Here is an 11,305-nt window from a genome sequence, read left to right as displayed (position 1 = left end):
CAAGGGCGTGGCCACAGACTACCTGGAAAGCTACCTCGGCTGGTTCCGGGCGCTGGACCGCGCCAGCAAAAAACCACGCAAGTCCGCGCCACTGTTGGCTTTGGCATTGGGGCTGAATGACCATCACTAACTAACGATCAAAGAGCCATGAAGGGCACTGCGACTAAGAGCATGCCGGGCAGCAGATCTCGTAACCACATGCCAAGAGATTCCCACCGATGCGTGTGATGCTACTCATTGCTGGGGAACATCCACAGCAAGCATGAAAGTGCGAGCCAAAAAGCCGTCGTACCGCCTGCAATCACCGGATACGTCAATCTGCGCAGCCGCAGGAGAAGAGCGGAAAGTGGAACGCCAACCAACGCGATGAGCGGCAGCACGAAGAGAAGAGACAGCACCGCAAGGTAGATTGACCACCCTGGCACGATGGTCCACCGCTCCGCCTCCTTTAGAGCGCCGCTTGCCACGCGGTTGCTGAACTCGAAGTAGGCCGATCCAAAGCTAATCACCGCAAGCCCGATCATGGCGCTGAGATAACCAGCTGCCAACGGGCGGTAGCCAACGGAAGCTCCGGAAGGCCCCAAGACGGCTCGCCACAGTCCGAACGGAAGTGCTATGGCAAGGGCGATAAGCGCGATCCCCGAGGGCCGTGTGAGCCAGTAGACGATCCAATCCGTGGGCACTTGAGAAACCTAACGTTCGCGTTGAGAGGCCCAGAACGGCAAAGGCCAGAGCTGCCGAAAATGAAAAGCAAGGCGGCGAGGGCCTTTGCTGTGAATGGTCAAATCGAAAAATAGGTTAGGCCGGACCGTGAAATCTCGACAGCAGCTCGCCCAGCCGACCAGGCTCCAGCAGGCCAGCGCCGAGCAGGAGAAGAAGCACAAACAGTATGGCTAGCCCAATACGAATGCGAGATCCCCTCGGGCCGTTCATGACCTTTGACAGCGCATCAGTCGAAGTGTTCTGAGAGCCGCGTAAAACTACTGCACCCATAGATTGCAGTCCAAAAATCCCCAGCATCAGAGCGACAAGCGACGCCCACAACAAGAGTCTTTGATGGGTACGCGATAGGTAGATCATGACTGCCACACCGAGGAGCATGACTGCCCGAAAAATCCAGATTGTTGAGGGCGTCGGGCTCATGCACAAATCGGAACGGCAGGTTGCACACAAAAAACCAGAGGAGCGGAGAAAGCGTGAGATTTTCGGCACCTCGGAGTGGCAGACAGGGCAAGCGTACATGCGGCCTAACGTTCAAGTTCAGCGAGCGGTGAAGCCGTCCGCTGCAATGTAGGGTTGGGCATCATGCTCAGGACATGACGCGCCATGCATGGGCTCCGAAACTTCGCCCGAGCCAAGCCGCCAGCGCGAAGCAGCCATAGGCCAGAAGAATCAATGGCGGACCGTCCCCTGACAAATGTTCGGAGGCAATAGCTGGCAGTGCGCAAGGGCCGAAAAGCACTGCCAGCCAAGCGCACATGATCGCCAAGAACAACACGCTCGAAAGAAGGCCCATCTCGCTAGTTGGCCGAGCCAGAAACAGCACCAGCCGATTCTTGGTATTCGGCCGAATGCCACGGAGCACGTCTGCATGAGACGTGAGCGCAAAGCCGAACACGAAGCCGACCGCCGCACCGCAGGCGAGACCGAAGATCGCGACTAAAGACGGCGGCAGGAAATTCATAATGCCCAACGTTTTGTAGACCGCAGGTGGACGCGGCCTATCACGGCAGCCCGCGCAGTAACGCGGCGCCCCGCACGCGACCCAAGTGCTTGTCGAGGCTGGAGCTTCAGCCGACTTGACTGTCGTTTCATACAGTACAAAATTTCCCGTCAAAAGCCGCACCCGTTACAAACCGGTTTGGTTGGTTCGCGGCACCGCCAAGCGGAGGCTGCCATGCTGCCTGCCATCGCTCGCCCTGTCACTCCTCGCGCGGCATTGCGCCCGAGCCCTGCAGTTAATCTGCCGCCCTTGCGAGCCGTCAGGCTGCTGGATCAGCTGCGTGAGCGCATCCGGATGTTGCACTACAGCCGGCGAACCGAGCAGGCGTACTTGTACTGGTCTCGGGCCTTCATCCGGTTCCACGGCCTACGCCATCCGGCAGAGATGGGTGGCCCCGAGGTCGAGGCCTACCTTACCCATCTGGCATCAGACCGGGGGCTGTCTCCGTCCAGCCATCGTCAGGCCTTGTCTGCACTCCTGTTTCTCTACGGCAAGGTGCTGAGCCTGCAGTTGCCCTGGATGCAGGAGATCGGACGCCCGGTGCCCAAGCGGCGCTTGCCGGTGATCCTCGGTGTCGATGAGGTGTTGTCGGTGCTGACCAGATTGCCCCGGCGTCAGGACTTGTGTCGTGTGAGTGGCAAGGCGGTTCGATCAGGCCCGCAGGCGCGCCCGTTGACGCAGCATGGCCGGTGTCGGGCCAGCCCGGGCCTTCCGCTGACGACAGGGTGGGCGGCCGCCGTTCAGGTGGCCTGGGCGTCGGTTTCCAACCCGAACTGCATCGCCGCCAACTTCGCATACAGCCCGTCGCGTGCCACCAGCTCCTCGTGCCGGCCGATGTCAACGATGCGCCCCGCCTCGAGCACCACGATGCGATCGGCCTTCTGGATGGTTGCCAGCCGGTGCGCGATGACCAGCGTCGTGCGGTGCTGCATGGCGGCCTCCAGCGCGGCCTGCACGACGCGTTCGCTCTCGGCGTCCAGCGCGCTGGTGGCCTCGTCGAGCAGCAGCAGCGGCGGGTTCTTCAGCATCGCGCGGGCGATGCTGATGCGCTGGCGCTGGCCGCCGGACAGGCGCACGCCGCGCTCGCCCAGGAAGCTCTGGTATCCCTCGGGCAGCGCGCGGATGAAGTCGTCCGCGAACGCGGCCCTGGCAGCGGCCACGACCTCCTCGTCGCTGGCGCCCGGCCGGCCGTAGCGGATGTTCTCCATCGCCGTGGTCGAGAAGATGACGCTGTCCTGGGGCACCAGGCCCACGTTGGCGCGCAGGTCGGCAAGGCTCAGCGTCTGCGTGGGCGCGCCGTTCAGGCGGATCTGGCCAGACTGCGGGTCGTAGAAGCGCAGCAGCAGCTGGAACACCGTCGTCTTGCCGGCGCCGCTGGGGCCCACCAGCGCGACGGTCTCGCCGGGCTGCACCGTCAGCGACAAACCGTCCAGCGCCGCCGTCTGCGGCCGCGAGGGGTAGTGGAAGGTGATGGCGTCGAACTCGACGCGGCTGCCGCCCCGTGCGGCCGTCAGCGCCTGCGGCATGGCCGGGTCGGCCACCGGCGAGCGCGCCTCCATCAACTCGATGAGGCGCTCGGTGGCGCCGGCCGCGCGCAGCACGTCGCCCCAGACCTCGGCCAGCACGGCCACGCTGCTGACCAGCAGCGTCACGTAGACCACCGTCTGGCCCAGGTGGCCGGCCGAGATCTTGCCGGCGATGACGGCCTGCGTGCCCTGGTACAGGCCCCACAGCATGGCGCCGAAGACGGCCGTGATGATGAAAGCGACCAGCAGGCTGCGCACACGTGTGCGCTTGCGCGCCGTGTCGAAGGCGGCCTCGCTGGCGGCGGCGAAGCGCTTGGCCTCGGCGGCTTCCTGGGTGTAGCTCTGCACGACCGTGACGGCGTTCAGCACCTCGGCGGCGATGGCCGACGTATCGGCCACGCGGTCCTGGCTGGCCCGCGACAGCTTGCGCACGCGGCGGCCGAAGTACAGCGCCGGCGCGACGATCAGAACCAGGATGCCCAGCACCTGGCCCATCACATAGGGGTTGGTGACGACGAGCATGACCAGCGCGCCGACGCCCATGACGATGTTGCGCAGGCCCATGGACAGGCTGGAGCCGACGACTGTCTGCACGACGGTGGTGTCCGTCGTGATGCGGCTCAGCACCTCGCCGGTCTGCGTGGTCTCGAAGAACTCGGGACTCTGGCGCAGCACATGGGTGTAGACGGCGTTGCGCAGGTCGGCCGTGACGCGCTCGCCCAGCCAGGTGACCATGTAGAAGCGCGAGGCCGAGAAGATGCCCAAGGCGGCGCCGACCCCGAACATCGCGAGGAAATGCTCGCGCAGCGCCATCAGCCGCTCGCCGGGGTCGCCGGCGGAGAAGCCCGCGTCGATGAGGCCGCGCAGCGCCAGCGGGAAGGCCAGCGTGGCCATGGCGGACAGCAGCAGGGCCACGAGGGCCACCGTGATGCGGCCGCGGTAGGGGCGCAGGAAGGGGGCCAGGCCGCTCAGCGAGCGGGCCTGCTTGGAGGCGGGGCGTTCGGTGGTGGAACTCATGTCTTCAGGGCGTCGGTCAGCACGTCGCAGGTGCGGGTCAGCATGGCATCGTCGAGGTCTTGGTGGCACAGCAGCTGCAGCACCTGGGTGCGCCAGCGGGCGCCGTGATCGTCGGGGAAGTCGGGCACGTCGGGCCAGACGCGGTCCCAGCGGAACACCGCGCAGCCGGCCGCGCGAAGCGCCGCGTAGGCGGTTTCGGCAGGCTCGGGCGCGTCCAGCCACAGCGGCATCACATAGGGCGCGGCCTGGGCGGGCAGGGGGGCGGACAGCGGCCGCGCGCCGGGCAGTCCTTGCGCGAGGCGGTGCAGCATGTCGTAGTGGGCGCGGCGGCGCGTGACGATGCGCCCGCGTGGCAGGCCCAGCAGACGCCGGGTCAGGGCCGGCGCTGCCTGCTCGCTGCGGCCGAGGTCGCATTCGGCCAGCATCCGGGCTTCGTCCGGCTCGCCCGGCGCGGCGGGCGAGGGCGCGCGGGGCGGACCGTTCTTCAGGCGGAACAGCGCGCGCAGCGGTGCGTTCAGGCCTGTCAGCCGGCCCTGTGCGCTGCCACGCTCCAGCAGATCCACCCAGGCCTTGAGCTGCGCCCTGGCGCCGGCCGGCTGCAGGGCCTGCGCGGGCAGAGGCCGGGCCGCGGCGAGCAGGCCGCCTTCTGCCACGGGGAAGAACTTGGACAGGCTGGCCGTCGCCAGGTCGCCCCAGTGCCCCACAGGCCGCTCGCCGGCCTGGCCGAAGAAGCTGTGTGCGCAGTCCTCCACCAGCGCGATGCCGCGGGCGTCGCACCAGGCCCGCACGGCGGCCAGCGAGCGCGGCAGTCCGAAGAGCTGGGCCGCGACCAGGGCGCGCGTGCGCGCCGCCGGTGTGATGGCGTCGAGCGCGGGCAGGCCATCGGGGCCCAGCGGATAGAACTGCAGCGCCGCGCCGGCCGCGCGCAGCGGCGCGACCAGCGTCGGGCAGTGGTAGCTGGGGGCCAGCACGCCGTCGCCGGCCTGCACGCCCAGCGCCTTCATCGCGGCGAACAGCGCCGCGCGGCCACTGGTCAGCAGCCGCGTGTGGGGCAGGTCGTCGACGGCGGGGAGGCCGGCGGCGTGCCCGCCCGCGAGGTTGTCCCAGCCGAAGGTCGGGCGGGTGGGTTGGCGTTGCAGCATGGGCCGCGCATTGTGGTCTACAGGATGGGTGGCCTGCCCGCGTAGCCGGTCAGTTCCAGGTAGCCGGCGCCGAGTTGCCGGTTTCTGCCGTCGAACAGCCGTGCCACACCCTCCCAGTAGACCAGGCCCGAGCTGCGGCGCGCGTCGATCTCCTGGGCGTCGAAGGCGGCGCGCAGCTGCATCTCGCCGGCCGGACTCTTCAGCCGCCAAGCCACCGGCCAGCGGGCGCCCGTGGCGGGGCTGGTCCAGTGGCGGACCGGCTGCATCTCGACCTCGTCGGGCGCGAAGCTGCGGTCGGGCTGGCCGGGCGTGCGCAGGCTGCCGCCGGCCCAGTCGCGGCGACCGTCCGGGCGGCGCAACTGGAATAGCGTCAGCGCGCGGCCATCGTGCAGGTTGATGCCCAGCCAGTCCCAGCCGACGGCGTCGCCCAGCAGCTTGTCGCTCCACTCGTGGTCCAGCCAGGCGCGGCCGGCCAGGCTGTGGCGCTGGCCGTCCAGCATGAGCGCGGCCTGAGTCAGCAACTGCGGCCGCGAGTAGTAGTGGCTGAACTGCTGCGGTCCGGGGCCCTTGCGAGACAGGCCGGCCTCGCCCTGCTGCAGCGGCGCGTCCGGCGAGGCCAGCTCCAGCTCCAGCGAAAAGCCTGGCCCGCCGAACAGCGCGCGGTAGCCGCCGCTCTCGCGCCTGAGCGTCCAGTCGCGCAGCTTGACGTCGCAGTCGCCCACTGCGGCCTGCACGGCACCGGGCAGGGCACGCAGCAGGCGCTGGGCATGGCGCTGCCGCTGCGCGCCGAGGTCGGACAGGGCCACATGGCCCAGCAGCAGTTGCCGGGCGGCCAGCGGGCTGGGGTGATCGGCCGCGGCGGGGCCGGGCAGACGAAAGAAGGTCAGCTGGTAGCCGTAGCGCGGCTGCGCGCCGTCGCGGTCACCCAGCAGGCCCGTCAGGTACCACCACTCGATGGCCTGGTCCGGGTGGGCGCCGAAGTCCTGCGGGAAGTTCAGCGCGGCGCGCACCGGCAGGGGCAGCGCGGCCAGCAGCAGCGTGCGTCGGCGCAGCATCAGGCGTCCTCCCTGACCGCGCGCACGGCGTCCTGGCCCAGTGCACGGTGGCCGGCCAGCAGCGACGCGCCCACCGCCGCCGCAAAAGCCAGCCCCACCAGAGACGCGAGGCGCGCGAGGGGCAGGTGCATCTCCATGCTCCAGTGAAAGCTCTGTGGGTTCACGACGTAGACCAGCACGACGCTCAGGCCCAGGCCCAGCGCCAGCCCGGCCAGTGCACCGGTGCCGCCGGTGAGGCCGGCCTCGATGAGCAGCAGCCTCAGCAGCTGACGCCGCGAGAGGCCCAGATGGCGCAGGAGCCCGAACTCGCGCTTGCGCGCCAGCGCCTGGGCCGACTGGCTGGCGACGACGCCGAACAGCCCCACGGCCAGCGCCACGGCCTGCAGCCAGATGGTGATGGCGAAGCTGCGGTCGAAGATCTGCAGCGACAGCCTGCGCAGCTCGCCGGCGGCGGCCAAGTCCACGTCCGCGCCGGCCAGCCGGCGCACGGCCGCCTGGGCGTTGTCCGGCGTCTGGCCGGGCGCCAGCCACAGCGCGACCTCGGTGGACGTGGCGTCGCCGCTGGCACGGCGGTAGTCGGCCAGCGCCATCCACAGCGCCGTGCTCTGGCGCGCGTAGTCGCGCCAGACGCCGCGTACCTGCAGCTCGACGCTGCGGCCGCCGTTCACCAGCTCGGCCGCGACCACGCGGCCCGGCACCAGCCCGTCGCGGTCGCGCGCCACCTCGTTGACCCAGACGGGCAAGGCGCCGGCGGCCGGCGGGCCGTCCCAGCGCTCCACCAGGGGCAGTCCGGCGGCGCCGACGTCGCGCGCCGTCAGCGTCACCGGCTCGGCGCCCGGCGCGAGGCGCAGCCGGGCGGTGCGCTGCGGCAGCGCACGAGCCACCTCGGGCAGGCGGGGCAGGGCGTCGAGCAGGGCCGGCGGCAGCGGCGCGGGCTGGCCATCGGCAGCACGCAGCGCGCTGCGCAGATAGAGGTCGGCCGGCAGGGCCTGGTCCAGCCAATGCATCAGCGACTCGCGGAAGCTGCCGATCATGACCGTCATCGCGACGGCCAGTGCCAGTGCGACGAGCACGCCGGCCAGCGAGCGGCGTGCCTCGCTCGCCTGGTCGCGGCTGCGCTCGCGGGCCAGCAGCAGCAAAGGCGTGGCCGGCAGCCGCGCCAGCAGCGCCGTCAGGCCGCGCACCCCGGCCGGCACCAGCGCCAGGCCGCCCAGCAGCAGGCAGAGCATGGACAGGTAGGCCGCAACCGGCGTGTCGTGCCACAGCGGCGGCAGCGCGGCCAGCAGGCCGCCCAGCGTCAGCAGGCCCGCGCCCAGCCAGGCCGGCAGGCTGCGGCTGGCCGGCAAGCCCAGGCCCTTGAGCACCAGGGCCGGCGCGATGCGGCGTATCGTCAGCGCCGGCGCCAGCGCGGCCAGCAGTGCGGCGGCCATGCCCAATGCGCCGTAGACCAGCGCCGGCAGCAGCAGCGACTGGCCCAGCAGCAACTGGATGGACGAGCCGCCCGCGCCCTGCAGGCCCAGGTCGCTGCCCAGCAGCTTCAGCGCGCCGGCCGCCAGGCCCAGGCCCAGCGCCAGGCCCAGCAGGGTGCCGATGAGGCCGACGATGCCGCCCTCCATCAGGATGAGCCGCCAGCGCATGCGCGCCGACACGCCCAGCACGCCCGCCAGCGCCCATTGCGGCAGGCGCTGGGCAGTGGCCAGCGACAGCACCGCGTAGACGAGGAAGCTGCCCGTGAACAGCGCCATCAGCGCCAGCAGCCCCAGGTTGACGCGGTAGGCGCGGGTCAGGTCGGACAGGCGGGCGCCTTCGTCCACGGGCGGTGCGGCCCGCCAGCGCGCGGGCAACCGGGCGGCCCAGGCGGTGGCGTCCACGCCGGGGGCCAGCTGTACGTCGATGCGGTCCAGCCCGTCGAGGCGCCCGAACAGGACTTGCGCGTCGGCGATGTCCAGCACGCCCAGCGGCGTGCTGCCGGCGGCGACGCGGCCACCGATGCGCAGCTCGATATCGCGCGGCGCCGCGCCGCCGGGCTGGGGCAGGCGCAGTCTCAGGCGGGTCGCACCGGCGGGCAACAGGCGACGCGCGGCCGCGTTCAGGTGCACCGTGTCGGCGGCCAGCAGCTCGTTGACGCCGCCCTCGATCTGCGGCGTGAGCTCCGGCGCGAGCGGGCGGCTGCTGGCGGCGGAGGCCAGCAGGGCCAGCGGGTCCAGGCCGATGAGGTGCAGGCTCAGGCCGCGGCCCACCGAGTCGGTCTGGCCGGGCCACAGCGCCTGGGCCTCGACGACGGGGCTGGCGGCGGCGACATCCGGGCGGTTCAGCAGCTCGGCGAGGTCGGCGGCGGTCAGCGTGCCACCGCGGGCGTGCAGCACCAGGTCGGGCTGGCCGTTGACGCCGCGCGCGGCGCGCGCGAACTCGGCCAGCGCCGCGCCGTTGAGCAGGTGCACGCCAAAGGCCAGCGCCACGCCCAGCATGACGGCGACGATGGCCAGCACGATACGACCGGGCTGGTCGCGCCAGGCGGGCCAGCACAGCGTGGCCCACAGCCTCATGCTTGGTGCAGGCCGAGGCCGTCCAGCCGCAGGCGCCGGTCCGCGGCGTCGGCTGCGCGTTCCGAATGCGTCACCAGCAGGCAGGCCGCTCCGGCCTCCAGCGTGCAGTGCCGCAGCAGCGCCAGCACCTCGGCCGCATGGCGGGCGTCGAGGTTGCCCGTGGGCTCGTCGGCGAGCACGAGGCGGGGGCGGTGCACCAGTGCGCGGGCGATGGCGACGCGCTGCAACTGGCCGCCGGACAGCTGGCGCGGCATGCGCTCGGCCAGTGGCGCGAGCTCCACCGCCGCGAGCATCTGCGCGACGCGGGCGTCGTCGCGGCGGCCCAGCAGGCGCAGCGGCAGCGCGACGTTGTCAGCCACATTGAGGTGCGGCAGCAGGTGGAAGGCCTGGAAGACGAAGCCCAACGCCCGGCGGCGCAGCGCCGAGCGGCCCTCGTCGTCGAGCGTGCGCAGGTCGCGGCCGTCCAGCGTGATGCTGCCGGTATCGGCCTCGTCCAGCCCGGCCAGGCAGTTCAGCAGCGTGGACTTGCCAGCGCCGGACTCGCCCAGCAGCGCGACGATCTCGCCCGGCGCGAGTTCGAGGTCGATGCCGGAGAACACGGCCACGTCGCCGTAGGCCTTGGACAGGCCGCTCGCACTCAGAGGATTCATGCCTTGGATTCTGGATCCTTGCGTGCGGCCGCCGCCCGACCCTGGGGCGGCGCGAGCTTGATGCCGCGCCGGCCCAGCGCCTCGCGCAGCAGCAGCTCGGCCTGGGCGTTCGCGCTGCGCAGCTCGGCCGCGGCGAGCCGCTCGACCTCGGCCCACAGCGCGGGGTCGACGCGCAGCGGGAAGGATTTCTTGTCGGGGCTGGCCATCAGCTGTGCTTGTCGGGGCGCCTGGGCTGCCGCTGCGGCTCGATCTCGGCGGGGGGCGGTGCCGGAAACAGGCGAAAGATCTGCCAGCACCAGGCGGCAAACCACAGGGCCAGCGCCGCGGCCCCGAGCTGCCAGGCTTCGCCCGGCGGCTGCGGCCAGTCGGGGCTGCTGCGCAGCAGCAGCAGGAGGTGGATGCCGGCAAGCAGCAGCATCTGCATCAGGCCCAGGGCGCTGACGTGCTCGGCCAGGCGGGCCAGCGTGGCTTCGCGGCGTTCCGGCGCCAGCCAGTAGGCCCGATGGGGCAGGCTGAGCTGCTGCGGTGCGTTGCGTCCCATCCAGGTCACGAAACCGGGCCCGAACAGGCCGCCCGTCCCGACCGCCAGCAGCATCGCGACGAGGTAGGCGCCCCGGCCCATCTCCTGGCCAGGGTCGCCGACCTGTTCAGGGAGCCAGGGCAGCGTGGCCGCCATGAACAGCGCGGTGAGCGGCCAGGCGAGGCGGAACAGGTGGCTCTGCACGGCGCTGCCTCAGGTGTAGAGCGAACCGGTGTTGACGACCGGCTGGGTCTCGCGGTCGGAGCACAGCACGACCAGCAGGTTGCTGACCATGGCGGCGCGGCGTTCGTCGTCCAGCACGACGATCTGGCGCTCGCTCAGGCCCTTCAGCGCCGACTCGACCATCTCCACCGCGCCCTGCACGATCTTGCTGCGTGCGCTGATGATGGCCTCGGCCTGCTGGCGGCGCAGCATGACCTGCGCGATCTCGGGGGCGTAGGCGAGGTGGCTGATCTTGGCGTCCAGCACGTCCACGCCGGCATCTGCGAAGCGGGCCTGCAGTTCGGCGCGCAGGGCCAGCGCGACGACGTCCTGGCCGCCGCGCAGGGTCACGGCGCCGGCCTCGACCTCGTCGGCCTCGTCATAGGCATAGCACGTGGCCAGGTGGCGGATGGCGGCCTCGGCCTGCACGCGCACATAGGCTTCGTAGTCATCCACCTGGAACAGCGCCTGAACGGTGTCGCGCACCCGCCAGACGACGACGGCGCTGATCTCTATGGGGTTGCCGCGCTGGTCGTTGACCTTGAGCACTGGCGCGTTGAGGTTGCGGTCGCGCAGGGAGACGCGCTTCTTCACTGCCAGCGGGTTGGCCCAGCGCAGGCCGGTGCCGCGGTCGCTGCCGATGTAGGCGCCGAACAGCGTCAGCGCGGCGGCCTGGTTGGGATTGAGCATGTACAGGCCCGCCAGCGTCAGTACGCCGGCCAGCACCAGCGGCACGCCCAGCAGCGGTGCACCACGCATGAGGCCGATGCCGATGGCGATCAGCGCCAGGCCAAGCGCCACCATGGGATAGCCGTTGACGCTGCGGGCCGCGCTTTCGCTGACGCTGGTTTCACGCGACGGGGAGGGAGTGCTCATGACGTGGCTTGCCTCAAAAGTGAATCAA

10 protein-coding genes and 2 pseudogenes are annotated in these 11,305 nt (G+C 70.7%); 2 read left to right on the top strand and 10 right to left on the bottom strand.

All coding sequences use genetic code 11. The features are described 5' to 3' along the window. Positions 1 to 130 (top strand): annotated as a pseudogene (locus JOY88_RS07815) (IS1595 family transposase); the annotation flags it as partial. Positions 131 to 230: 100 nt separating this feature from the next. Here the strand turns inward: JOY88_RS07815 and JOY88_RS07810 are convergent. Together JOY88_RS07810 and JOY88_RS07805 are read right to left on the bottom strand one after the other, a co-directional pair. Next, positions 231 to 683: a hypothetical protein gene (locus tag JOY88_RS07810; RefSeq protein ID WP_293501693.1), complete on the bottom strand. Its 453-nt coding sequence runs from the start codon at positions 681 to 683 to the stop codon at positions 231 to 233. Between the two features lie 626 nt (positions 684 to 1,309). Further along, positions 1,310 to 1,684 (bottom strand): hypothetical protein, encoded by a 375-nt coding sequence (locus JOY88_RS07805; RefSeq protein ID WP_293501692.1) that lies wholly within the window; start codon positions 1,682 to 1,684, stop codon positions 1,310 to 1,312. A gap of 213 nt (positions 1,685 to 1,897) precedes the next feature. Between JOY88_RS07805 and JOY88_RS07800 the strand changes: the two are divergent. Continuing rightward, positions 1,898 to 2,227: pseudogene (locus JOY88_RS07800) on the top strand (phage integrase N-terminal SAM-like domain-containing protein); the annotation flags it as partial. 236 nt (positions 2,228 to 2,463) lie between these two features. Here JOY88_RS07800 and JOY88_RS07795 read toward each other — a convergent pair. Genes JOY88_RS07795 through JOY88_RS07760 form a run of 8 tightly spaced genes read right to left on the bottom strand, consistent with a single transcriptional unit; the run spans position 2,464 to position 11,277 of the window. Further along, positions 2,464 to 4,266: an ABC transporter transmembrane domain-containing protein gene (locus tag JOY88_RS07795; protein ID WP_293501691.1), complete on the bottom strand. Its 1,803-nt coding sequence runs from the start codon at positions 4,264 to 4,266 to the stop codon at positions 2,464 to 2,466. Further along, a complete protein-coding gene (locus JOY88_RS07790) occupies positions 4,263 to 5,408 on the bottom strand; it encodes a DegT/DnrJ/EryC1/StrS family aminotransferase (RefSeq protein WP_293501690.1) in 1,146 nt (381 codons plus the stop codon). Before JOY88_RS07790 ends, JOY88_RS07795 begins: the two co-directional genes overlap by 4 nt. Positions 5,409 to 5,425: 17 nt before the next feature. After that, on the bottom strand, positions 5,426 to 6,463 hold the full coding sequence (locus JOY88_RS07785) for a lipocalin-like domain-containing protein (protein WP_293501689.1): 1,038 nt from the start codon (positions 6,461 to 6,463) through the stop codon (positions 5,426 to 5,428). Next, a complete protein-coding gene (locus tag JOY88_RS07780) occupies positions 6,463 to 9,009 on the bottom strand; it encodes an FtsX-like permease family protein (RefSeq protein WP_293501688.1) in 2,547 nt (848 codons plus the stop codon). Before JOY88_RS07780 ends, JOY88_RS07785 begins: the two co-directional genes overlap by 1 nt. Continuing rightward, entirely contained in the window at positions 9,006 to 9,659 is a 654-nt protein-coding gene (locus tag JOY88_RS07775) for an ABC transporter ATP-binding protein (RefSeq protein WP_293501687.1), read from the bottom strand. Before JOY88_RS07775 ends, JOY88_RS07780 begins: the two co-directional genes overlap by 4 nt. After that, the gene (locus tag JOY88_RS07770) at positions 9,656 to 9,865 is read right to left on the bottom strand and encodes a type II toxin-antitoxin system antitoxin (protein WP_293501686.1); all 210 of its coding nucleotides are present in this window, start codon (positions 9,863 to 9,865) and stop codon (positions 9,656 to 9,658) included. The genes JOY88_RS07775 and JOY88_RS07770 overlap by 4 nt, the downstream gene beginning before the upstream one ends. Continuing rightward, a complete protein-coding gene (locus tag JOY88_RS07765; protein WP_293501685.1) occupies positions 9,865 to 10,383 on the bottom strand; it encodes a hypothetical protein in 519 nt (172 codons plus the stop codon). The genes JOY88_RS07770 and JOY88_RS07765 overlap by 1 nt, the downstream gene beginning before the upstream one ends. 9 nt (positions 10,384 to 10,392) lie before the next feature. Then, positions 10,393 to 11,277: an SPFH domain-containing protein gene (locus tag JOY88_RS07760; RefSeq protein WP_293501684.1), complete on the bottom strand. Its 885-nt coding sequence runs from the start codon at positions 11,275 to 11,277 to the stop codon at positions 10,393 to 10,395. Positions 11,278 to 11,305: the final 28 nt, after the last annotated feature.

This window comes from Roseateles sp. (genome assembly GCF_019237615.1).
In the GTDB taxonomy this organism is placed as follows: Bacteria; Pseudomonadota; Gammaproteobacteria; order Burkholderiales; family Burkholderiaceae_C; genus Pelomonas.
This window is presented reverse-complemented; position numbering and strand designations above follow the sequence as displayed.